This is a genomic window from Sanguibacter inulinus (genome assembly GCF_013415325.1).
Lineage (GTDB): Bacteria > Actinomycetota > Actinomycetes > Actinomycetales > Cellulomonadaceae > Sanguibacter > Sanguibacter inulinus.
Genome location: NZ_JACBYE010000009.1, coordinates 20444 through 43758 on the forward strand (window position 1 = coordinate 20444; position 23315 = coordinate 43758).

Below are 23315 nucleotides of genomic sequence, written 5' to 3' on the forward strand. Positions count from 1 at the left end.
GACCTTTCGGCATCTCAGGGAGTCAGAGTCGGCTGGCTTGAGCGATGGTCCACGAGGACGCATCGACGCTGCCGTAGAACGACCATTATAGTCGGTCGGCCGCCCGATCGGTGCGGGACAAGGGATTTTCAGCCCTCCTCCGAGCACCTCAGGCACCTGCTCCCGGGGCGACGTGCGGGCAGTCCGGGTCGAGCGCCGGGCACACCGTGCACGGTGCACGACGGGCGTCGCGCACTGAAGACGTCAACGAGCCGCACGACGGGAAGATTCCCGGTCTGCCGCTCGGGTCCGGTCTGCCGCGGCCTCGCGTCCGAGCCGCCGCCGCAGGCTCAGGAGCCGGGCGTCCGGGCGGGCTTGACCGCAAGCACGGGGCACGGGCTCCCGAGCAGGATCCGCTGGGCGTTCGAGCCGAGGATCAGCTTGCCGACAGGGCTGCGACGACGCAGACCGATGACGATCACGTCGGCGTCGATCTCCTCAGCCACGGAGATGAGGTCTTCGGCGACGTCACGCTTCTCACCGAGGATGCGGATCTCGACCTCGACGCCGACACCCTGGGCGTCGCGCCGCAGCACCTCGAGCTCGAGGTCACGCTGCTCGACGGCGTCAGGAGCGGGCGTGCCACCCTTCTCGGTCACGACGACCACGAGCCCGGTGCCTCTGCGCTCAGCCTCGACGACGGCGGCCTCGAGCCCCTGACGTCCCTCCACAGTGGCGAGATAACCGACGACGACGCTCATGCAGCCCTCCGAAGAACACAGATCCACTCCGCAACCTGGTCGGCAGCGGCCACCCTGAAACTACCCGACCGCTGGCGTCGTGGCACCCAGGGCCCTCGTCATCGCCCCGCCGGCCGTGGGACGGCCGCCCACCCGGGCGGCATCCCCGCGTCGAGAGCCGTGCGCAGCAGCCGGGCGAGCCTGTAGTCCTGCTCACCGCAGACCTGGTCCAGGTGGGCTGCGGCGAGCGCGGCGTCCCCGTGCCACCAGGCCACGAGGGCCAGCAGCGTGCGGCCGGGCGCAGCGCCGGGGTCGTGGTGCGCAACCACCCGCTCGAGCGCACTGCGCCCCCGCTCGGTCGCGTCGTCAGGTCGCACGCCGGCGGCAGGGTCGAGGAGCGCCGCGACAGCCCTGCCCACGGCGTCGCTCGTCGAGGTGTCCTGCGGAGGCGACCCGACCTCCTGGACGATCTTCTCGGGGAGGCGACCCGAACCTGGGACGAGCGAGACGAGGACAGCATCCCGGAGCACCACCTCGTCGAGCGCCGCAGCCACCTGCCCGAGCTCTGCAGGAACCGCCGAGCCCTCGACCGCCCGGTGCCAGGCCACGAGGCTGCGCTCGAGCCAGTCGGCGTGGGCCGGGCCACGCAGCCCGTCAGCAGACCGCGCCCTCCTCCACGCGACGGCGGCGGCCCGCGCTCGTCGTCTGGCGTCCTCGGAGACCGGCGCGAGGTCGGCCAGCTGGTCCCGGCTCGCCCGCACTGTCGCACCGGCGAGCACCATGTGCGCCCCCACCTGCGTCGACTCGAGGTCCTCGAGAGGTCGCCCCTGCGCGGGGCAGCAGAGCCCGTCGACGCATTCGAGACGGCGGTACCCAGCCCGCCCCACCACCCAGACGCTCGCGACGCCGGGTGGCTCGGCTGCGCTCGCGACGGTAGCCGCAGCCACCCAGGGGCGCGAGCCGTCGGGCACCGCACCTGGCAGCGCGTCGTCTGTGTAGACGACTGCCAGGACGGTCGCAGCACCGTCGGAGCGCAGGTGGTCGACGAGCCGGGCGACGACCGCCGGACCCGTGACGGGGTCGCAGACGTCGTCCAGGTCGGCCCGCGCCACGAGACCCACGCGACCGTCGGGGCGTCGCAGGCTCACCAGGACGAGACTCTCGCGGGGCTGGAAACCGAGCTGGAAGGGGATGAGGGCTAGCAGCTCGCGCGGCTCGCAGACTTCGAGTGTGATGCTCATGACCCGAGCCTGAGGTCAGCGCCCCGTCCTGTCCGCCGCCTCGTGCGTGCCTGTGGTTCGCGGCGGTCCCCACAGCCCTTGTGGACAACCTGCTGACGCGGGGCCGACGGGCGACACACGGTCAGCAGTGCTGCTGTCGTCGGCCTCGCCGCCTAGGCTCAGCGCATGCCCTCTCACGCCTCTGCGCTCGTCGACCGCGAAGACCTCCGACAGCAGGTGGACGGACGGCTCCGGTCGGTCCTCTCCGAGCAGGCGGACGTCCTGGCCCGCATCAGCACCGACGCCGAGCCGCTCGTCGACGCCTGGACCCAGATGCTCGTCGGCGGGAAGCGTCTGCGAGCCGCCTTCGCCTACTGGTCCTGGCGCGCTCACGGCGGTCGCCCCGGCACGGCCGAGGCGACAGCGCTCGTCGGGGTGGGTGCCGCTCTCGAGCTCTTCCAGGCAGCCGCGCTCTTCCACGACGACGTCATGGACCGGTCGGACACCCGCCGTGGCATCCCCACAGCGCACCGGACCTTCGCAGCCCGCCACCGAGACTCCGAGTGGTCCGGCGACGCCGACCAGTTCGGGCTCTCCTCGGCGATCTTGCTGGGCGACCTCAGCCTCGTGGCGAGCGAGGACGAGTTCCTGCGGGCCGTCCACGAGATGCCGTCGGCGCAGACAGACCCTGCGCGCAGGCTGTTCACCCAGATGCGCACCGAGGTGACGGTCGGGCAGTACCTCGACATGCACGCACAGATGCTGCCGTGGACCGACGACTTCGACGCCGACGAGCGCCGCGCCCGCGAGGTCGTGCGGTCCAAGTCGGCGCGCTACAGCGTCGAGAGCCCGATCCTGCTCGGCGCAGCCCTCGCCGGTGCGACGGCGCACCAGATGGAGGTCTGCAGCGCCGTCGGCCTGCCGCTGGGTGAGGCCTTCCAGCTCCGCGACGACCTGCTCGGCGCCTTCGGCGACCCGGCGACCACGGGCAAGCCTGCTGGTGACGACCTGCGCGAGGGCAAGCGGACGCTGCTCGTGGTCCGCGCGATGCGTGCGCTCGACCCAGGTGCCCGGACCAGGCTGGCGTCGCTGCTCGGCGCGCCAGACCTGACCGCGGCGGACGTCGACGAGATGCAGCAGACCATCCTGGCGACCGGTGCACCCGAAGAGGTCGAGTCGCTGATCGAGACCCTCAGCGACTCCGCGCTCTCCGCCCTCGACGCGTCAGGGCTCGACGGGCCCGCCACCGAGACGCTCACAGCTCTCGCCCTCGCAGCCGTCCAGCGCGCCGCCTGAAGCACCTGCACGCACGAAGACCCGCCGCCTCCACGAGGCGGCGGGTCTTCGTGCGTCGAGGTGCTCCGAAGACGGCGAGCGTCCGCGGTCGTACGGCGTGCGGGCGTCGCGCCGGACCAGATCGGGGTGTCCTACCCCAAGGACTGTGCGGCGCGTCGCACCGCGCTCTTGCGTCCCGCCAGGAGCGCCTCCATCGGCGTCTCACCGAGCATCTCGTCCTCGGAGAAGAGCCACGAGACGATCTCCTCGTCGCTGAGCCCCTGATCCCCGAGGAGGATCACCGTGCCCTTGAGCGAGGGCAGGATGATGATCTTCTCGGAGCCCTCGGCTGTGAGGCGGGGCGTCTTGACGTCGGCCGGGTTCGAGAGGTGCGCAGGGACGAGGAACGCGGCGGGGATCGCGAAGACGTTCCGCTCGCCGCGTCGCATGCCGACGATGCGGCGGTCGCCGAGCGCGTTGCGGATCGACGTGACAGCCGTCCCGAGCTTCTCCGCCACGACGGGCAGGCTCAGCCACTCCCCGACCAGCGCGTCGATGCGCGCGGTCTCGAGCTCGTGCGCGGTCGGCGCGTCTTCAGGGTCGACAGGGGGGTGCTCGGTCGTGTTCACGTGCACAGCCTACGGCGATCCCCCGCACGCGTGCGCCCGCCGGGGGTCTCACGGGAGACCCACCCGCCTTGACGATCCCACCTGAGCGCGACAAAGATCACTCCAGTACCATCAGTCACACGAGCACCACCATGCTCAGGTGTCACACACCCTCAGTGCTCACCGACATGCCACACCCTGTGCCCCCGGCACCGGACGACAGATCGGATTCCCCCATGCCAGCTCGCAGCAGCGCCACGCTCGCGGCAGACGTCCCCGCACCGAGCCTCCAGCGCACCATCGGTCGCTACGCGCTCCGCTACGGCACGACGGGCGTCGCCCTCGCCGCAGCGTCGATCGCCGCCTCGGCGACAGCAGCCTCCGCAGACGACAGCTACGAGGTCCGCTCGGGCGACACCGTCAGCCAGATCGCCCGCGACACCGGGACCAGCGCGCAGGCCATCCGCGCCGCCAACAGCCTCGACGCCCAGCTGCGGATCCGGGCGGGTCAGACCCTCACCATCCCGTCGGGGCAGGCGTCCACAGCCCCGGCGCAGGCCACGGCAGCCGCACCTGCTGGCTCCCACACCGTCGTCACAGGCGACACGGTCTCCGGGATCGCCCGCTCCTACGGCACGACCGCCTCGGCGATCGTCTCGGCCAACGGCCTCGACTCCCGCGCCTTCATCCGCGCCGGCCAGGTCCTGACGATCCCCTCGGGCCAGTCGTCGTCCGCCCCGGCACAGACCTCCACGACGTCCACGGCCAGCGGCTCCTCGCACACGGTCGTCGCTGGAGACACGGTCTCCGGTATCGCGCGGGCCTACGGGACCACGCAGTCGGCGATCGTCTCGGCCAACGGCCTCGACGCCCGTGGGTTCATCCGCGCCGGCCAGACCCTCACGATCCCCGGCACGGGTGGCGGTGCCGGCCAGACGGTCTCGACGGTGTCGTCACCGGCTGCTGCGCCGGCCCCGACCCAGCAGCTGGTCGGCGACACCTTCCTGGGACGCACATACTCCCGCGACGTCGTGTCAGCCGCGAACACCAACAAGGCGACGCTCAACGCGAGCCAGGTGCCCTCGAAGAGCGACATGAAGGACCTGGTCCGCAGCACGGCTAGGGCCCACGGGGTCGACCCGGCGCTCGCCCTCGCGATCGCTACCCAGGAGTCCGGCTTCGACCAGCGCGCGGTCTCCCCCGCCAACGCGATCGGCACCATGCAGGTCATCCCGAGCTCGGGCGACTGGGCCTCCGAGATGGTCGGGCGCGAGCTCAACCTGCTCGACCCGCAGGACAACGTCACGGCCGGTGTGGCGATCCTGGGTCGTCTGCTGGCGACGAGCCCGTCGACCGACACCGCGATCGCGGGCTACTACCAGGGTCAGTCCTCGGTCCGGAACAACGGCATGTTCGACGACACCCGTCGGTACGTGGCCAACGTCCAGACCTTGGCGAACCAGTACAGGTGACCCAGATGCGCACGAACAGTCCGCAGGGGGCCTGTTCGTGTGTGGAGAACCTGCACGCAGGGTGCGCGCATCCCCGCGTTCCCCCGACCCTCACCGTAGGATCTTCGCCGTGGGAAGCACTGTGACTGATGCACTCGTCGGCCGTCTGGTCGACGGGCGCTACGAGGTGCTCGAACGCATCGCGCGCGGCGGCATGGCGACCGTCTACCTGGCGAGCGACCGTCGCCTCGACCGCGAGGTCGCGGTCAAGGTGATGCACCCGCACCTCGCCGACGGTGCGTCAGGCGCGGACTTCGTCTCGCGCTTCCGACGTGAGGCCCGCGCCGCTGCACGGCTCACGCACCCCGGCCTCGTCGCCGTCTACGACCAGGGCGTCGACGGCGAGACGAGCTACCTGACGATGGAGTACATCGACGGGACGAACCTGCGCCACCGGATCCAGGACGAGGGCCCGTTCACCGTCGCCGACGCCCTCGACGTCGTCGAGCACGTGCTCGACGCCCTCGCAGCCGCGCACAGGCACGACCTCGTGCACAGGGACATCAAGCCCGAGAACATCCTGCTCGCGACCGACGGACGCATCAAGGTCGCCGACTTCGGTCTCGCGCGTGCCGTCACCGAGGTCACCTCGACGACCACCGGGACCATCCTCGGTACCGTCGCCTACCTCGGCCCGGAGCTGATCGCGACAGGACAGTGCGACACGCGCACCGACGTCTACGCCGTCGGCGTCATGCTCTACGAGATGCTCACCGGGACGCAGCCCTTCACGGGCTCGACGCCGATCCAGGTGGCCTTCCAGCACGTCAACGGCTCGGTCCCCGAACCCTCCGACACCCTCCCCTGGCTCCCTGCGGAGATCGACGAGCTCACCTGCGCGCTCGCCGCCAAGAGCCCGGAGGACCGCCCCGCCGACGCGACCGCGGCCCTGGCCTACGTCCGCCGTGTCCGGGCCGAGCTCTCTGACGACGTCCTCGGTCGCAAGGGCGAGAAGCCCGTGGTGGCACCCTCGCCTGCGAGCGACGACTCTGACGACGACGTGACGGCAGGAGACGCCGAGGCAGCGGGCGGTCAGACGACAGGTACCGACGCCCGCGGCGAGGAGTCGGCCGACATCTCGGCCCTGCTCGACGCGACCGGTGTGGTCCGGGTCTCCTCGCCGTCGACCTCAGCCCGGGCTGCCACGACCTCGACGAGCCGCACCGACCCCGGGTCGTCCTCCGAGAACCTCACACAGAGCCTCTCGCACGCGAGCTCAGGCTCGACCATCGCCCTGAGCATCGGCTCGGGCCAGATCTCCGACGAGAACGCTCCCGACGAGCCGCCGGTGCCGCGTCGCCGCAGGCGAGCCCTGGCATGGGTCCTCGTCCTGGTCCTCGTGCTCGGAGGGGGTGGCGCCGCCGGCACGTACTGGTGGTACACCGCCGGCCCCGGCCACTACACGGAGGTCCCGGCGGGTCTGACGGCCGTACCGTCGGACGACGCCGTGGCGACGCTGACGACGGCCGGTCTCGGTGCCGACACGTCCGAGGCCTACAGCGACACGGTCCCCGAAGGCACCGTCGTCGACGTGCGCCCCGCCGAGGGCGAGCAGATCCCCAAGGACGGGACCGTCGAGCTGACAGTGTCTCTCGGCATCGAGACCTTCGTGGTCCCCGCGGGGCTCACGAACATCGCCGCCACCGACGCCGAGGCGTCCTTGCGCGCGACAGGATTCACCCAGGTGACCAGCGAGGAGCAGTGGAGCACCGACGTCCCTGCAGGCACGGTCCTCAGCCTGTCGGCCGCCGAGGGTGCCACGCTCCCCCACAACGAGCCGATCGTCCTCACGGTCTCGAAGGGCCCCGAGCCCGTCACCGTGCCCCAGCTGGTCCCGCTGTCGCTCGAAGAGGCGACCGAACAGCTCGCCGCGATCGACATCTCGGTCGTCACGACCGAGGAGTACAGCGACACCGTCCCCGAGGGCAAGGTGATCTCGCAGAGCATCGAGCAGGGCACGCAGGCCTTCCGCGGGGACGAGGCCACCCTCGTCGTCTCGCTCGGCATGCCCTACGTCGAGGTCCCGAGCGTCATCACCAAGCCTGTCGCGGAGGCGCGCGCCGAGCTCGAGGCCGCCGGCTTCAAGGTCGACGTCGCGTACTGGCTCGGGCTCTTCGGCAACGAGGTGCGCGAGCAGAGCGCCGCACCCGGCAGCGAGCTGCGCAAGGGATCGACCATCACCTTGAAGCTCTGACCCACGCAGGCCCTGTCCCTCGCAGTCCCTGCCCCGCGCAGGGTCGGCTCGATCCGCCCGACGCCTCAGCAGCAGGGGACGACCACCAGCCGAGCAACGACGACTCGCACACGACGAAGGACCTGACCTCAGGGAGAGGTCAGGTCCTTCGTCGTCTGGGCAGTGCTCCTGGTGCGACAGTCCCGCTCAGCGGGCCTGCAGCATCTGTGCGACCTGGAAGGCCATCTCGAGCGACTGCTGGTGGTTCAGGCGCGGGTCGACAAGAGTCTCGTACCGCAGCGCGAGACCTGCGTCGTCGATCTCCTCGGAGCCGCCGAGAACCTCGGTGACGTCGTCACCCGTGAGCTCGACGTGCAGCCCTCCAGGGACCGATCCGAGACCACGGTGCACCTCGAAGAAGCCGCGGACCTCGTCCAGCACGTCTTCCAGGCGGCGCGTCTTGTACCCAGAGTCCGACGTGATGGTGTTGCCGTGCATCGGGTCGGTGACCCAGGTGACCGGACCGCCCTCGCGGGTGACCTTCTCGACGATCGGCGGCAGCGCCTCGCGGATCTTCGAGGCCCCCATGCGGGTGATGAAGGTGAGCCGGCCCGGCACCCCGTCAGGGTTGAGCCGCTCCTGCAGACGAAGAGCGTCGTCACCGGTCGTGGTCGGACCGAGCTTCACACCGATCGGGTTCGAGATCCGCGAGAGGAAGTCGACGTGCGCGCCGTCGAGCTGGCGCGTCCGCTCGCCGATCCAGAGGAAGTGCCCGGACGAGTCGTACGGCAGGCCCGTCTGGGACGACACCCGCGTGAGCGCGCGCTCGTAGTCGAGCAGGAGCGCCTCGTGGCTGACGAAGAACTCGACGGTGCGCAGCGCCTCGAAGTCAGCCCCGCACGCCGCCATGAACCGGATCGCGCGGTCGATCTCCGCTGCGGTCTGCTCGTACCTCGCATAGGCGGGGTTCGTCATGAAGCCGCGGTTCCACTCGTGCACCTGGCGCAGGTCGGCGAAGCCGCCCGTCGTCAGGGCACGGACGACGTTGAGCGTCGCCGCGGAGATCGTGTAGCCCTGCAGCAGGCGCTCCGGGTCAGGCACGCGCGCACCCTCGGTGAAGGCGTGACCGTTCACCATGTCGCCGCGGTACGCGGGCAGCGTCACGCCGTCGCGCGTCTCGTCGTTCGAGCTGCGCGGCTTGGCGTACTGCCCGGCCATGCGACCCATCTTGACGACGGGCATGCTGGCGCCGTGCGTGAGCACGACAGCCATCTGCAGGATGGTCCGCACCTTGTTGCGCACACGGTCGGCGTTCGCCTCGGCGAAGGTCTCGGCGCAGTCGCCACCCTGCAGCAGGAAGGCCTCGCCGCGCCCGGCAGCCGCGAGACGCTCGGTGAGCGTCTCGAGCTGCGCGGGCACGACGAGCGGCGGCACGGCCGCGAGGCGCTCGCTCACCGAGCGCAGGTGCTCGGCGTCGGGCCACACAGGCTGCTGACCCGCGACGAGCGTGCGGAAGTGGTCGAGCCCGGCGGCGATCTCCGGATCGACGGTCACGCTCATGAGTGGGCGGGGGCGGGCACCAGGTCCTGGCCGATCTCGCCGAGCAGCTCGCCGAACCACTGCTGCTGCACGTCGAAGGCCTTGCCACCGGCGATGCGCGGGAACGCGATCGCCTTGAGACGGTCGCCGTCCTCCTCGTCGTGCCCGATCACGCCGGACTCGTTGCGGAAGGCGCAGTCGACGGCGAGGTCGGTCATCGACTTGATGAGGCGTAGGTCCTCGGCGTTGGCGGCCGCGGCGCGCGAGTAGTAGCCGGACTTCTGGACCATGGTCTTCTCGGCGCCGAGGAGCTCGGCGAACTGCTTGGCGAACCAGGCGCCGGGGTTGATCGTGTCGAGCTTGACGTGACCGAAGGGGTCGCGCTCGACGGTCTCTCCGGAGGCCTCGAGCTGGGCGACGATCTCGTTCATGCCCGCACCCTCGGAGAGGAAGATGTTGACGTTGCCGACCTCGTCCATGACCGTGCGCAGGCGCTTCGCCTCCGCCTCGATGTCGAGGGCGAGCTCGGGCAGGAACACCGCGTGGATGTCCCACCGCTCCTTGGTGAGGCCGATGCCCGGGACCCACTCCTTGGTGTCGAGGTTCTTGCGGTAGGCCGCAGCCGAGGCCGCCGTGAGCCAGCCGCAGTGCCGGCCCATGACCTCGTGCACGATGAGCATGCGCGGGCCCGAGCGGTGCTCGCCGATGACGTTCTCCGCGAAGTGCGCGGCCTCTTCGGCAGCGGTCCAGGCACCGAGGGACTGCTTGATCGGCACGACGTCGTTGTCGATCGTCTTGGGGAGCCCGACGACCGTGAGGTGGTAGCCGTTCTCCTCGAGGTACGCGGCGAGGTCGGCAGCCGTCGTGTTGGTGTCGTCGCCACCGATGGTGTGCAGGACGTCGACGCCGTCGGCCTTGAGGCGCTCGGCTGCGACGGTCAGCGGGTTCTCGCCCTCCTGGACGAGCCCGCGCTTGACGCAGTCTGCGGCGTTGGTGAGCTTGACGCGGCTGTTGCCGATCGGCGAGCCACCGAAGCGGTGCAGGACGCCAGCGTTCTTGCGGGTCTCGGCGTCGATGACGATCTTGTTCCCGGTCAGCAGGCCGTGGTAGCCGTGCTGGTAGGCGATGATCTCGACCTCGGGTGCAAGCTCCGTGTAGCGCTCGATGAGCCCACCTACAGCGGACGAAAGACACGGGGCGAAGCCGCCTGCCGTGAGGAGCGCAACGCGACGGACCGTCATGGGAACAACCTCTCATCGTGCCCGGCCGCGAGCGCGCAGGTGCGTGCTGGTCGGGCGCTGGAATCGTACGTAAGACCGGGCGTCAGTCTACCGACGGACCGGGGGTCTCCTGGGGCGGTTCCGGCACCTGGACGTCAGGTGCTCGGCGTCCGCCCGGCGCACTCGGCGCAGCCGTGCCCGCCTGGGTGGCCTTGACGCCGGCAGCGAGGCGCGCCTTCTGCGTCGCGGCGTAGATGTCGACGTACTCCTGGCCCGAGATGCTCATGAGCGAGTAGAGGATCTCGTCGGTCACCGAGCGCAGGATGAAGCGGTCGTTCTCCATCCCCGCGTAGCGGGAGAAGTCGAGGGGCTCACCGATGACGATCCCGATGCGCATGGGCTTCGGGAGCCGTTTGCCGATCGGCTGGGCCTTGTCGGTGCCGATCATCGCGACGGGGATGACCGGGGCGCCGGACTCGAGCGCGAGGCGGGCGACGCCGGTCTTGCCGCGGTAGAGGCGGCCGTCGGGGCTGCGGGTGCCCTCCGGGTAGATGCCGAAGAGGCCGCCGTCGGCGAGCCTGTTGAGCCCTGTCCGCAGCGCTGCCTCGCTCGCCTTGCCACCGGAGCGGTCCACGGGGATCGTGCCGACACCGCGCATGAAGCCCGCGGTGAGGCGTCCTTTGAGGCCTGTCCCGGAGAAGTACTCGGCTTTGCCGATGAAGACGATCTCGCGGTCCAGGACCAGCGGGAGGACGAAGGAGTCGATCACGGCGAGGTGGTTGCTGGCGATGATCGCCGGACCGTCGCCAGGGATGTTCTCGAGCCCGCGCACCCACGGTCGGAACATGAGTCTCAGAAGCGGCCCGACCAGGACTCGCTTCATCAGCCAGTAGAACAACCCGCCTCCTCGTGCGCCTCGCCCCTGCGGGACTCGCATCCGACTCTAGAGTGATCTCCATGTCAGGAACCACCGATGACCCCGCGAACCCGCCGGGTGAGCAGCCGGACCCGCCCGAGCAGCCGGACGGCGAGACCGCCGCGCCCGCTGACGACGACACCCAGGACCCGGAGCACGAGCAGCCACGAGGCTACAGTGCGCGGGACCGCGGCCCGATGGACCAGCGCCAGACCGATGCGGCCTGGGAGGAGATCGTCGCAGAACTCTCCGATCTTTCCACGGATCGGGCCGGTGATCTAACCGCGTCACCTGCGGCGGAGGCTGGCGGGTTCGACTTCCCGGTCGCGCCCTGGGTCGACCAGCCCTCGGACGAGGCCGAGCCTCAGGGACCCGCTGCCCCGCGCGTGCACCCCTCGGGGCACCGGAGCTGGGTCGTCAGCGACGAGGCTCAGGCGGCCCGCGAGGCCGAGGGTGACTTCGTCCCGCCGGACCCGGACTTCGAGCTGAGCGCAGACCGGCTGAGGAACCTCGGGTGGTTCGCGGTCGTCGCGGCGCCCGTCCTGGCCGTGCTCGCGATCGTCCTGTGGCGCGACGCCCCGACCTCGGCCTACGTCACGCTCGTCGGCATGTTCCTCGCGGGCGCGGCCCTGCTGGTGTGGCGCATGCCCACGCACCGCGACGACGACTCGGGGGACGGCGGCGCCGTCGTCTGACCGTCGCCGTCGTCTGACGGGCAGGACCGTGTGACGAGCAGCGCCGTCTGACGAGCAGGACCGTCTGACGGGCTCGGCCGCCTGGCCAGCGTCGTCGTCTGGTGGGCCCCGTCGCACCAGGAGCAGACCAGGCGTCGCCCACGCCCGCTAGACCTCAGACGCAGCAGGAGCCCCCCACCCGGCACGGGTGAGGGGCTCCTGCTGTGTCGGGGCTGCCCCGCAGGGCCGCCCGGTCCGGTCAGCTGCGGGCGAGGTCCGCCGCGCCGACGATGCCGGCCTCGTTGCCCAGCGCTGCGAGGTCGATGCGTGCCTCGGGGCGGTGCCCACGGGCCGGGAGCGCCTGGCCGTAGGCCTCGCGTGCCGGCTTGACCAGCAGGTCGCCGGCTGCGCCGACCCCTCCCCCGATGACGATCAGCTCGGGGTCCAGGAGCGCGGCGACCGACGCGGCGCCCTCACCGATCCAGCGTCCGAGCTCGGCGAGCAGCTCGATCGAGAGCGGGTCTCCAGACTGCGCAGCCATCGTGACGAGCGGGCCGTTGATGTCGTCGGCCTTGCCGTCGACGAGGTCGAGCAGGTGCGCCGCCTCGCGCGGGCGGGCGATCGCCGCCGCGCGGGCGTCACGGACGAGGGCGGAGCCGGAGGCGTACTGCTCCCAGCAGCCCTCGTGGCCGCAGCCGCAGTAGTGACCGCTCGGCACGACGCGCATGTGGCCGACCTCGGCGGCGACGCCCCAGCGTCCGCGGACGAGCTGGTTGCCGACGATGATCGCGCCGCCGAGCCCGGTGCCCACCGTGAGCATGAGCATGTCGCTCGCGTCGCGGCCGACCCCGAAGCGGAACTCGGCCCAGCCGGCCGCGTTCGCGTCGTTCTCGACGACGATCGGCACGTCGGTGCCGATGAGCTCACCGACACGCGCGGCGATCGGGTAGTCGCGCCACGCGATGTTGGGGGCGAAGTTCACCGAGGTCCGGTCCGAGCTGACGAAGCCGGCGGCGGCGAGACCGACAGCGCCGATCTCGTAGTCCTTGGACAGCTCGCGGTACACCTCGGCGATGGCCCGGTCGATGCTCGACGCGTCGTCAGGCTCTGTGCTCACCCGGGTCTGAGCGAGGATCTGCCCCTTCTCGTCCACCACCCCAGCCGCGATCTTCGTCCCGCCGATGTCGACCCCGATGGCGTGCATGAACAGTTCCTCACTCACTCGACGTGTGACGCATCCCTGTGCGACCCGCACAGCAGCGTACTCAGGTCTGAGGTGTCGCCGCACACTCGATGACCGGCTAGTGTCGGACCCCCGTCGACCACTGCCACTGGAGTCAGCATGGACGAGTTCCACACCCCCGCCCTCATCACCGTCGATCCGGGCAAGAACCTCAACGATCTGCTGGCCAGCAGGGTCGAGGTCTCGGGTGACGAACCGTTGATGGAACGCAAGGAGCAGAGCGGGTCGTGGACGTCGGTCTCGGCCCGCGAGTTCGACGCGCAGGTCGACGCTGTCGCGAAGGGCCTCGTGGCCCTAGGGGTCGCCCCTGGCGACCACGTCGGCATCATGTCGCGCACCCGCTACGAGTGGTCGCTGCTCGACTGGGCCATCTGGCGCGCCGGAGCCGTGACCGTGCCGTTGTACGAGACGTCGAGCGCCGACCAGGTCGAGTGGATCTTGTCGGACGCCGACGTCAGGCTGCTCGTCGTCGAGACCTCCGAGCACGCGAGCACCGTCGAGGCCGCGCGGACGGGTGCCCCGGGGCTGCGGTCTGTCCACACCATCGACGACGGTGCGATCGACGAGCTCGTGGCGGCCGGGGCGGGCGTCCCCGACGAGGAGATCCTCCGTCGTCGCAGCCTCGCAGGCCTCGACGACGTCGCGACGATCATCTACACCTCGGGCACGACGGGCCGCCCCAAGGGCGCCGAGCTCACACACGGCAACTTCTACGTGCTCACGGTCAACGCCTCCGAGGGCCTGCGCGAGGTCCTGCACCACGGACGGCGCCGCACGCTGCTGTTCATGCCGCTCGCGCACGTCTTCGCACGGTTCATCCACGTGCTCGTCGTCCCGGCGGGATCGGTGCTCGGCCACACCCCTGACACCGCGACGCTGCTCGAGGACCTCGCCGGCTTCCAGCCCTCGTACATCCTCTCGGTCCCGAGGGTCTTCGAGAAGGTCTACAACTCCTCCGAGCAGAAGGCCGCGGCGGGCGGCAAGGTCAAGATCTTCCGGTGGGCGGCCTCGACGGCGATCGCCTACTCCCGCGCTCTCGACGAGGGGGGCGGGCCCGGGCTGGCGCTGCGGGCTCGGCACAAGCTCGCCGACGTGCTCGTCCTCGGCAAGCTGCGCACAGCCCTCGGCGGGCACGTGAAGCACGCTGTCTCGGGCGGCGCTGCCCTCGGGGAGCGCCTCGGGCATTTCTACAGGGGGGTCGGCCTCGTCGTCCTCGAGGGCTACGGGCTCACCGAGACCACAGCGCCCACGAGCGTGAACCTGCCGGGCCTGAGCAAGATCGGGACCGTCGGTCCGCCCCTCCCGGGGCACGGCGTGAGGCTCGAGGCGGACGGTGAGATCTTGCTCAAGGGTCCGCACGTGTTCCGCGGGTACCACGGCAATCCTGAGGCCACGGCCGAGGCCTTCACAGCCGACGGCTGGTTCCGCACGGGGGACATCGGCTCCCTCGACGAGCAGGGCTACCTGCGCATCACCGGCCGCAAGAAGGAGATCATCGTGACCGCGGGCGGCAAGAACGTCGCGCCCGCCGTCCTCGAAGACCGTCTCCGCTCGCACCCGCTGGTCAGCCAGGTCGTCGTGGTGGGTGACGCCAAGCCGTTCATCGCGGCCCTGGTGACCCTCGACGTGGAGAGCCTCCCAGGCTGGCTCAGCTCCCACGGCAAGCCCGCGATGTCCCTCGAGGAGGCTCTCGTCGACACCGACGTGCTCACCTCGATCGACGCCGGCGTGCAGCGCGCCAACCGGGCCGTCTCCCGAGCGGAGTCGATCCGCAAGTTCACGCTGCTCCCCTCGGACTTCACGGTGGCCAACGGATACCTCACCCCCTCGCTCAAGGTGAAGCGCTCCCTGGTCCTCGTCGACTTCGACGACGCCGTCGAGGCGCTCTACGCGGACGGCTCCGAGCAGCACGGCTAGCCCAGTTCGCTGACGCCTCCCGGGCACCTGCCGGCAGCTCTGTCGGTGGGTGCCCGTAGTCTCGCCGGCATGCACGCGCAGCGCTCGAACGACCTCCGCCCAGCCCCTGGCCCCCGGGACGCCGGGAAGCGGCTGCCGGGTGCCCTGCGGACCGTCAGCGGGACGCTGCGCTCCCCGGGACCCGTCGACATGTCCGGCACCCCCGTGCAGCTCGGGCTCGACGAGCTCGGCACACCTCTGAGCGACGTGACCTTCGTCGTCGTCGACCTCGAGACCACCGGCGGTTCGTCGAAGGACTCGGGGATCACCGAGATCGGTGCGGTCAAGGTCCGGGGCGGCGAGGTGATCGGCGAGTTCCAGTCCCTGGTCAATCCTGGTGTGCCCGTGCCGGCCTTCATCGCCCGGCTGACCGGCATCACGACGCTCATGGTCGCGAGCGCACCCGGCATCGAGCTGGTGCTGCCGTCCTTCCTCGAGTTCGCCCGCGGTGCCGTGCTGGTCGCCCACAACGCCCCCTTCGACATCTCCTTCCTCAAGGCGGCCGCGCGTCGCATGGACCTCGCGTGGCCCGGCAACCAGGTGCTCGACACCGTGCCGCTCGCCCGACGGGTGGTGACCCGCGACGAGGCCCCGAACCACAAGCTCGGCACGCTCGCGGCCCTCTTCCGGGCGACGGTCACCCCGGACCACCGGGCGCTCTCAGACGCCCGCGCGACCGTCGACGTGATGCACGCGCTCTTCGACCGGATGGCACCCCTGGGCATCACGCACCTCGAAGACCTCGCCACGGCGACAGACCCCGTCCCGGACGACATCCGCAGGCGCCGGCACCTCGCCGACGACATGCCGAGCGGTCCGGGGGTCTACATGTTCGTCGGGCCGGCCGACGAGGTGCTCTACGTCGGGACGTCGAAGAACGTGCGCACCCGGGTGCGCAGCTATTTCACGGCCGCCGAGAAGCGCAGCCGCATGACCGAGATGATCCGGCTGGCCGTGAGCGTGCGCGCCGTGCCGTGCGCGACAGACCTCGAAGCCCGGGTGCGCGAGCTCAGGCTCATCACCGAGCACGCGCCGCGGTACAACCGGCGGTCCAAGCACCCGGAGCGTATGCACTGGGTGCGGTTGTCCGCGGAGGCGTACCCGCGGCTCACCGTGGTGCGCGACGGCGCAGCCGGCCCCGGGGAGGCTGTCGTCGGGCCCTTCGTCTCGAGGTCCAGGGCGACCGAGGCCGTCGAGGCCCTCCAGTCGGCGCACCAGGTGCGCCAGTGCACCAAGAAGCTCCCCGCCGTGCCTTCCGCCTCCGCCTCGGCCTGCGTCCTCGCCGAGATGGGCCGCTGCTCGGCCCCGTGCGTCCGCCCCGAGGCTCGTCCAGCGACGGCTCCGACCGACGACTACGCCGACGTCGTGGCCGGGCTGGCCCGGTCGATGGCGCACGACCCGAGCCCCGTCGTGACAGCGCTCGCCCGGCGCATCGCCGAGCACGTCGAGCAGCAGCGCTTCGAGGACGCCGGGACCGACCGCGACAGGCTCGAGGCCTTCCTCGCCGGTGCCTCGCGCGCCCAGCGGCTCGCGCCCGTCGTCGCCAGCCCGCAGATCGTCGCCGCACGACCGACCGAGACCGCCGGCTGGGAGATCGTCGTCGTGCGGTACGGGCGGCTCGCGACGACGGCGGTCTGCAAGCACGGCCACGACCCGCTCGCTGCCGTCGCGGCCGCCGTCGCCGTCGCCGAGCACGTCGTCCCCCCGACCTCGGCAGGTCCTGCGTGCCACCCCGAGGAGACCGACCTCGTCGTCGCATGGTTGCGGTCCCCCGGCGTGCGGCTCGTCGAGACCGACCTGCCACTCACCTGCCCTGTCTCGGGAGCCGAGAAGTACGTGGTCGGCAGGTCGACGGCCGAGGTTGTCTCGGCCGCGGGCTGAGCGCGGCATACTGAGACGAGCACAGCCCGACCCGCCGGCTCCGAGGAGACAGATCGTGCCCACAGCCATCGTCATGATCGACACCGACCAGGCCCTCATCCCCGAGGCCGCGACGAAGATCGCCGAGGTCGAGGGCGTCTCGGCCGTCTACTCCGTCACCGGCGAGGTCGACCTCATCGCGATGGTCCACGTGCAGGACCACAACCAGTTCGCCGACGTCATCGCCGACAGGATCAGCAAGGTCCCCGGCGTGCGCCGCACGCGGACCTATCTCGCCTTCCGCGAGTTCTCGAGCAGCGACCTCGACGCGGCCTTCGCCCTGGGTCTCGAAGACTGACTCCTCGCCGCACCCGGCTCAGGCCGCGGCGGCAGCCCAGCGGTCGAGGACTCCGCGGGCGCTGCCCGAGTCGATCGACTCGGCCGCGTGCCGCATCCCGGCGGTGAGCCGCTCGACGAGCGTGCCCTCCGAGGTCCCCTCGAGGCTGCCGTCCGCGACGAGCGCCGCCGCGGCGTTGAGCAGGACGGTCTCGCGCACGGGTCCCGTCGAGCCGTCGAGCAGCGCCTGGGCGACACCGGCGTTGTAGGCGGCGTCGGCCCCCCGGAGGTCCTCGACCGAGATCGGGGTGAGCCCGAGATCTCCGACAGCGTCGAGCGTCGAGGTGGTCACGACCCCGTCGCGCACCTCCCACACGTCCGCGAGCGAGGTCGCGGCGAGCTCGTCGAGCCCGTCCTGGCCGCGGAAGACGAGCGCCTGCGTCCCCCGGCTGCCGAAGACCCCGGCGACGATGGGCGCCATCCGCGCGTCAGCGACCCCGACGGCCGTGGCACGCGGCTGCGACGGGTTCGTCAACGGACCGAGGAAGTTGAACGCCGTCGGGATCCCGAGGTCACGGCGGGCTGCGGCCGCGTGCTTCATCGACGGGTGGAACACCTGGGCGAAGCAGAAGGTGATGCCGACCTCGGAGGCGATCTCCGCGACCCGCCGTGCGGGCTGGTCGAGCCGGATGCCGAGGGCCTCGAGGACGTCGGCCGACCCCGAGGACGACGACGACGCGCGGTTGCCGTGCTTGACCACGGTGATCCCGGTCCCGGCCAAGACGATCGCCGACATGGTCGAGATGTTCACGGTGTGGGCGCGGTCGCCGCCGGTCCCGACGATGTCGAGGGTCGGGCCGTCGACACGGCACGGTACCGAGTGGTCGAGCATGGCGTCGGCGAGCCCCGTGAGCTCCGCGACGGTCTCACCCTTGGAGCGGAGCGCGACGAGGAAGCCAGCCAGCTGGACCGGGGTCGCAGCGCCAGACATCACCGAGTCCATGGCCCACGCGGTCTGGCGCGCGGAGAGGTCCTGGCCCGCGACGAGCACCGAGGTGAGGTCGGGCCACGACGACGGGACGTCGGACGACGCCAGCGTGCGGGGAGCGGAGGTCGGGCGCGGCGCGGGTGCCGCGGTCACAGGGCCGCACCGGCGACGACCTCGCCGGCCAGCACGCGACGGACCGCACGCTGGAGCTCGATCGGGTCGATGGGCCTGGGCACAGCGACGTCGGCGAGCGACCAGGACGCGAGCCAGGCGTCCTGGGGACGCCCGGTGAGCAGCAGGACCGGCGGGCACTCGAAGATCTCGTTCTTGAGCTGACGGCACACACCCATCCCACCGGCCTTGTCGGCCTCCCCGTCGAGGATCATCAGGTCGATCCCCCCGAGGTCTGCGCGTCGGACGACCTCGGCGTGCGTGGCGACGTCGAGCCACTCGATCACGGTGCCGGCTGAGTCGGCGACCGACCCGACAGCACCGCGGACGGTCTCACGCACCGAGGAGTCGTCCGAGTAGAGCAGGATCGTGCGTACGGGAGCTGCGGTCGCCATGAGTCCTAGGTCCTCGCTGTCGCTGGTCGGCACCCCTGCCGACGAGCTGTCGCGCGGCCAGGATGTGGGTCTCCTGAGCATCTTGGCACGGATCCGACCCGCCGTGCGGCCCCGTTTTGGTGACAGTTGTGAACGCTCCGTCACGAGATGGCCACAGAACCGCCCGCCGTTGCAGCATTGTGAGATTCAGCGGCCTGAATCGGTGGGTCCTAGGGCCCACCATCCCCCGTTCGTCAGCCATAATGATGGGGTGTCGACTGCAACGGCTGCCCCCAGCACCCACACCCACGTCAGCGTGAACCGCCCGAACCCCGTGTCGGTCGGAACCATCGTCTGGCTCGCGAGCGAACTCATGTTCTTCGCGGGCCTCTTCGCGATGTACTTCACCATCCGGGCGACGATCTCTCCTGAGGAGTGGGCGGAGGGTACCTCCCACCTCAACCTCACCTTCGCCGCGATCAACACCTCCGTCCTGGTCCTGTCATCGGTGACCTGCCAGATGGGCGTGTGGGCCGCAGAGCGGATGCAGCCGCGCCGCTCCGGCTCGATCTTCGCCGTGAACCGGTGGGGCATGAACGAGTGGATGACGCTCACCTACCTCATGGGCTCGTTCTTCGTCGCCGGTCAGATCTTCGAGTACTCGGAGCTGGTCGAGGCCGGCCTGACGATCTCGTCGAGCCCGTACGGCTCGGTCTTCTACCTCGCGACGGGCTTCCACGGCCTCCACGTGGTCGGTGGGCTCATCGCCTTCCTGTTCCTGCTCGGTCGGTCCTTCACCGCCAAGAACTTCGGTCACCACGAGGCCACCACGGCGATCGTCGTGTCGTACTACTGGCACTTCGTCGACGTCGTGTGGATCGCGCTCTTCGGCGTCATCTACTTCCTCCGGTGACGACACCCTCCCCGCACCACCTGCTCCACCCCGAGAACCCCGGTCCGGCTCCCCAGCCGACCACAGCCCCCGAACACCCATCTTGTGAGACGAGGATCCATCCGTGAAGGCACTCGCCGCCCGCCGACACCACCGGCTCACGCCGGTCGTGCTGATGCTGCTGGCGCTGCTGGTGACCGGCGGCCTGTACGCCGTCCTGTCGCCCACGTCGGCCAGCGCCGACACTGCTGCGACCACTGACATCGAAGCCGGTGAAAAACTCTTCCAGGCGAACTGCGCCACGTGCCACGGCATCAACGCCGAAGGCCGTGACGAGGTCCCCTCGCTCATCGGTGTGGGTGCAGCCTCGGTGAACTTCCAGGTGGGCACCGGCCGTATGCCGATGCAGATGAACAGCCCGCAGGCTCCGGCCAAGCCGGCCCAGTTCGACGCCGAGCAGACCAACCAGCTCGCCGCCTACGTCGCCTCGCTGGGCCCCGGCCCGGCCACGCCGACCGAGGAGCAGGTCAACCCTGAGCTCGGCGACGCGTCGAACGGCTCGGCGATCTTCCGCACCAACTGCGCCATGTGCCACAACGCCGTCGGCGCCGGTGGAGCGCTCTCCGAGGGCAAGTACGCACCCGCCCTCACCGGGACCACCCCGACGCACATCTACGAGGCCATGCTCACCGGCCCGCAGTCGATGCCCGTCTTCAACGACGCGACCATCACCCCCGAGGAGAAGCGCGACGTCATCGCGTACCTCGTCGAGCAGCGCGAGGGATCCGCCGGTGGCGCAGACCTCGGCAACCTCGGCCCCGTCAGCGAGGGCCTGTGGGTGTGGATCGTCGGCATCGGAGCCCTCATCGGGTGCGCAGTGTGGATCGGAGCGAAGTCCTCATGACCGAGCACAACTCGTCGGAGCTCACCACCTCGACCGGTGGGCAGCAGCTCGAGACCTTCCCGGACCCGGGCGTCCCGGAGCACAAGCTCCGCATGGCCGACAAGGACCCGAAGGCCGCCAAGCGCGCCGAGCGTCAGACCGTGGTGCTGTTCGCGATCTCGATCCTGGGCACCATCGGCATGATCGTCGCCTTCTTCGTGTTCCGCCTCGAGGGCACGACCGAGAGCACCCGCAACGCGAACCTCGCCGTCGGGCTCGGGCTCTTCTTCGCGCTCATGGGCATCGGCCTCGCCGCCGTGCACTGGGCCAAGACCCTCATGTCCGACCACGAGCACGTCGACGAGCGTCACCCGCAGCGCGGCTCTGACGACGTCCGCGAGGCTGCGATCGCCGAGCTCAAGGCCGGCGCCGAAGACTCCGGCATCGCCCGCCGCCCGGTGCTCAAGGGCGCAGTGGTCACCGCGCTCGCACTCTTCCCGCTCACCATCGCCGTGCCGCTCGTCAGCTCGGTCGGCGGGGACTGGGACATCAGCAAGTTCAAGCACACCATCTGGAAGCGCGGCACCCGCCTCGCCATCGACCCCAACGGCCGTCTCATCAAGGCCGCTGACGTCACCATCGGCTCTGTCGTCCACGTCATCCCTGACGTGCCCGAGGAAGAGCGTCGATCGCACGAGTGGATCACGGAGAAGGCCAAAGCGGTCGTGCTCCTGGTCCGTCTCGACCCTGCAGACCTGAAAGAGTCCGAAGAGCGCAAGACGTGGTCCCACGAGGGCATCGTCGCGTACTCGAAGATCTGCACCCACGTCGGCTGCCCCGTCGCGCTCTACGAGCAGCAGACACACCACCTCCTGTGCCCGTGCCACCAGTCGACCTTCGATGTCGCCGACGGTGCAAAGGTCGTCTTCGGTCCTGCGAAGCGCCCGCTGCCCCAGCTGCCCATCGCCGTCGACGACGAGGGCTACCTCATCGCACAGGACGACTTCGACGAGCCTGTGGGCCCGAGCTACTGGGGACGCCTGAAATGACAACAACCCAAGCACCGAAGCCGGTGGCTGCGACCGCCGACTACCTCGACCAGCGCACGGGCATCTCGCACGCGGTCAAGGGGTTCGCCCGCAAGGTGTTCCCCGACCACTGGTCCTTCCTCCTGGGCGAGGTCGCCCTCTACTCCTTCGTGGTGCTGCTCATCTCGGGTGTCTTCCTGACGATGTTCTTCGTGCCCTCGATGGGCCTCGTCGAGTACCACGGCCCGTTGTCCTCGATGAGCGGTCAGCTGATGTCCGAGGCCTTCGCCTCGACGCTCAAGCTGTCCTTCGAGGTCCGCGGCGGTCTGCTGATGCGCCAGATCCACCACTGGGCTGCGCTGCTCTTCATGGCGTCGATCGTCACGCACATGATGCGCGTGTTCTTCACGGGCGCCTTCCGCAAGCCGCGTGAGCTCAACTGGATGGTCGGCTTCGTGCTGATGATCCTCGGTCTGCTCGCCGGCTTCACCGGCTACTCGCTCCCCGACGACGTGCTCTCCGGCAACGGCCTGCGCATCACCGACGGTGTCGTCAAGTCGATCCCGGTCATCGGGTCCTACCTGTCGTACTTCATCTTCGGCGGCGAGTTCCCGGGCGAGGACATCATCCCGAGGCTCTTCACGCTGCACATCCTCGTGGTGCCGGCGCTGATCCTCGCGCTGATCGGTCTCCACCTGCTGTTCGTCGTGCTGCACAAGCACACGCAGTACCCCGGTGGCGGCCGCACGAACAACAACGTGGTCGGCTTCCCGCTGTTCCCCGTCTACGTGGCCAAGGCCGGTGGCTTCTTCTTCATCGTCTTCGGCGTCATCGCCCTCATGGGTGCCACCATGGCGATCAACAACGTCTGGAACTACGGACCGTACGACCCCTCCCCCGTCGGCGCCGGTGCTCAGCCCGACTGGTACATGCTCTTCCTCGAGGGTTCGCTGCGACTCATGCCGGGCCAGCCCGAGTTCGTCATCGCCGGCTGGACGCTGTCGCTCAACGTCCTCATCCCCGCGGTGGTCATCCCCGGTCTGCTGTTCACCTTCCTCGCGGTGTACCCCTTCGTCGAGGCGGCCGTCACCAAGGACAAGCGCGAGCACCACGTGCTCGACCGCCCGCGCAACGTCCCGGTCCGCACCGGTCTGGGCGTCGCCTTCCTCACGGCGTTCATCATCCTGGCGCTCGCCGGGTCGAACGACCTCATCGCGACGCACTTCCACCTGTCGATCAACTCGATCACCTGGGTGTTCCGCTTCGCGTTCTTCCTCGCACCTGTCGCGGCGTTCTGGATCACGAAGCGCATCTGCCTCGGACTCCAGCGCAAGGACCGTGAGCTCGTGCTCCACGGTCACGAGACCGGACGCATCGTCCGCTTCGCGAACGGTGAGTACATCGAGGTGCACAAGCCCCTCGACGAGCAGGAGCGGTGGCTGCGCGTCGGCTACGAGGCCAACCGTCCGCTCGAGATCGCTCCCCGTGAGGACGCTCGTGGTGTGCGTCGCAAGGGCTACGCCTTCGACCGTCAGCTGCAGAAGCTCTCTGGCTTCTTCTTCGAGGACCGGGTCGAGCCCGTCACCCCGGCCGAGCTGGCCGCGGCGCACTCGCACGGCGAGCACGACCAGCTCGACTCGAGCGACTCGGCTGCCCAGCTGGACCCCGTGAGGGACGCCACTGGTCACGGAGTGGTCACGGACGAGCACAAGCACTGAAGGTACGGCAC

20 protein-coding genes are annotated in these 23315 nt (G+C 70.2%); 11 read left to right on the forward strand and 9 right to left on the reverse strand.

Features of this window, described 5'->3' with window-relative positions:
• Nucleotides 1–329: 329 nt before the first annotated feature.
• Nucleotides 330–740, reverse strand: coding sequence for a universal stress protein (locus HZZ10_RS05585; RefSeq protein WP_056132157.1), 411 nt, complete (start codon nt 738–740; stop codon nt 330–332).
• 98 nt (nt 741–838) lie between these two features.
• Nucleotides 839–1960 (reverse strand): DUF4192 domain-containing protein, encoded by a 1122-nt coding sequence (locus tag HZZ10_RS05590; RefSeq protein ID WP_179912754.1) that lies wholly within the window; start codon nt 1958–1960, stop codon nt 839–841.
• 165 nt (nt 1961–2125) lie between these two features.
• Here HZZ10_RS05590 and HZZ10_RS05595 point away from each other — a divergent pair, with 165 nt between their 5' ends.
• Nucleotides 2126–3235 carry a polyprenyl synthetase family protein gene (locus HZZ10_RS05595; protein WP_179912755.1) on the forward strand — a complete coding sequence of 370 codons (1110 nt, stop codon included), beginning with the start codon at nt 2126–2128 and terminating at the stop codon, nt 3233–3235.
• 131 nt (nt 3236–3366) lie between these two features.
• On the opposite strand, the gene HZZ10_RS05600 is transcribed toward HZZ10_RS05595, so the two are convergent.
• The gene (locus HZZ10_RS05600) at nt 3367–3843 is read right to left on the reverse strand and encodes an Rv2175c family DNA-binding protein (RefSeq protein WP_179912756.1); all 477 of its coding nucleotides are present in this window, start codon (nt 3841–3843) and stop codon (nt 3367–3369) included.
• Between the two features lie 215 nt (nt 3844–4058).
• Here HZZ10_RS05600 and HZZ10_RS05605 point away from each other — a divergent pair, with 215 nt between their 5' ends.
• Both HZZ10_RS05605 and pknB read left to right on the forward strand, forming a co-directional pair.
• A complete protein-coding gene (locus tag HZZ10_RS05605) occupies nt 4059–5294 on the forward strand; it encodes a LysM peptidoglycan-binding domain-containing protein (protein ID WP_179912757.1) in 1236 nt (411 codons plus the stop codon).
• 121 nt (nt 5295–5415) lie between these two features.
• The gene (gene pknB / locus HZZ10_RS05610) at nt 5416–7527 is read left to right on the forward strand and encodes a Stk1 family PASTA domain-containing Ser/Thr kinase (RefSeq protein ID WP_179912758.1); all 2112 of its coding nucleotides are present in this window, start codon (nt 5416–5418) and stop codon (nt 7525–7527) included.
• A 186-nt stretch (nt 7528–7713) separates the two neighbouring features.
• Here pknB and HZZ10_RS05615 read toward each other — a convergent pair whose 3' ends face one another.
• The 3 genes from HZZ10_RS05615 to HZZ10_RS05625 form a co-directional block, all read right to left on the reverse strand.
• Nucleotides 7714–9066: a class II 3-deoxy-7-phosphoheptulonate synthase gene (locus HZZ10_RS05615; RefSeq protein WP_179912759.1), complete on the reverse strand. Its 1353-nt coding sequence runs from the start codon at nt 9064–9066 to the stop codon at nt 7714–7716.
• Complete coding sequence (locus tag HZZ10_RS05620) at nt 9063–10286, reverse strand: pyrophosphate--fructose-6-phosphate 1-phosphotransferase (protein ID WP_179912760.1); 1224 nt, start codon at nt 10284–10286, stop codon at nt 9063–9065. Before HZZ10_RS05620 ends, HZZ10_RS05615 begins: the two co-directional genes overlap by 4 nt.
• Before the next feature lie 82 nt (nt 10287–10368).
• A complete protein-coding gene (locus HZZ10_RS05625; RefSeq protein ID WP_056134023.1) occupies nt 10369–11148 on the reverse strand; it encodes a lysophospholipid acyltransferase family protein in 780 nt (259 codons plus the stop codon).
• Nucleotides 11149–11222: 74 nt separating this feature from the next.
• Here HZZ10_RS05625 and HZZ10_RS05630 point away from each other — a divergent pair, with 74 nt between their 5' ends.
• Entirely contained in the window at nt 11223–11876 is a 654-nt protein-coding gene (locus tag HZZ10_RS05630) for a hypothetical protein (RefSeq protein WP_179912761.1), read from the forward strand.
• Between the two features lie 238 nt (nt 11877–12114).
• Here the strand turns inward: HZZ10_RS05630 and HZZ10_RS05635 are convergent, their stop codons facing one another.
• The gene (locus HZZ10_RS05635) at nt 12115–13059 is read right to left on the reverse strand and encodes an ROK family glucokinase (protein ID WP_179912762.1); all 945 of its coding nucleotides are present in this window, start codon (nt 13057–13059) and stop codon (nt 12115–12117) included.
• A gap of 138 nt (nt 13060–13197) precedes the next feature.
• On the opposite strand from HZZ10_RS05635, the gene HZZ10_RS05640 reads away from it, so the two are divergent.
• The 3 genes from HZZ10_RS05640 (at nt 13198) to HZZ10_RS05650 (ending at nt 17272) form a co-directional block, all read left to right on the forward strand.
• Nucleotides 13198–15015 (forward strand): AMP-dependent synthetase/ligase, encoded by a 1818-nt coding sequence (locus tag HZZ10_RS05640; RefSeq protein WP_179912763.1) that lies wholly within the window; start codon nt 13198–13200, stop codon nt 15013–15015.
• A 69-nt stretch (nt 15016–15084) separates the two neighbouring features.
• Complete coding sequence (locus HZZ10_RS05645; RefSeq protein WP_179912764.1) at nt 15085–16935, forward strand: DEDD exonuclease domain-containing protein; 1851 nt, start codon at nt 15085–15087, stop codon at nt 16933–16935.
• Between the two features lie 55 nt (nt 16936–16990).
• Nucleotides 16991–17272 (forward strand): Lrp/AsnC family transcriptional regulator, encoded by a 282-nt coding sequence (locus tag HZZ10_RS05650; RefSeq protein ID WP_012866578.1) that lies wholly within the window; start codon nt 16991–16993, stop codon nt 17270–17272.
• Nucleotides 17273–17290: 18 nt separating this feature from the next.
• Here the strand turns inward: HZZ10_RS05650 and trpD are convergent, their stop codons facing one another.
• Both trpD and HZZ10_RS05660 read right to left on the reverse strand, forming a co-directional pair.
• Complete coding sequence (gene trpD / locus HZZ10_RS05655) at nt 17291–18346, reverse strand: anthranilate phosphoribosyltransferase (protein ID WP_056134020.1); 1056 nt, start codon at nt 18344–18346, stop codon at nt 17291–17293.
• Nucleotides 18347–18387: 41 nt separating this feature from the next.
• A complete protein-coding gene (locus tag HZZ10_RS05660; RefSeq protein WP_179912765.1) occupies nt 18388–18804 on the reverse strand; it encodes a response regulator transcription factor in 417 nt (138 codons plus the stop codon).
• A 250-nt stretch (nt 18805–19054) separates the two neighbouring features.
• Here HZZ10_RS05660 and ctaE point away from each other — a divergent pair, with 250 nt between their 5' ends.
• From ctaE to qcrB, 4 genes are all read left to right on the forward strand, one after another.
• Nucleotides 19055–19696: an aa3-type cytochrome oxidase subunit III gene (ctaE, locus tag HZZ10_RS05665; RefSeq protein ID WP_056132113.1), complete on the forward strand. Its 642-nt coding sequence runs from the start codon at nt 19055–19057 to the stop codon at nt 19694–19696.
• Nucleotides 19697–19799: 103 nt separating this feature from the next.
• Nucleotides 19800–20579, forward strand: a complete 780-nt coding sequence (gene qcrC, locus HZZ10_RS05670; protein ID WP_056132109.1) for a cytochrome bc1 complex diheme cytochrome c subunit — start codon at nt 19800–19802, stop codon at nt 20577–20579.
• Nucleotides 20576–21607 carry a cytochrome bc1 complex Rieske iron-sulfur subunit gene (gene qcrA, locus HZZ10_RS05675; protein ID WP_056132106.1) on the forward strand — a complete coding sequence of 344 codons (1032 nt, stop codon included), beginning with the start codon at nt 20576–20578 and terminating at the stop codon, nt 21605–21607. The genes qcrC and qcrA overlap by 4 nt, the downstream gene beginning before the upstream one ends.
• Nucleotides 21604–23304, forward strand: a complete 1701-nt coding sequence (qcrB, locus tag HZZ10_RS05680; RefSeq protein ID WP_056132103.1) for a cytochrome bc1 complex cytochrome b subunit — start codon at nt 21604–21606, stop codon at nt 23302–23304. The genes qcrA and qcrB overlap by 4 nt, the downstream gene beginning before the upstream one ends.
• Nucleotides 23305–23315 lie beyond the last annotated feature (11 nt).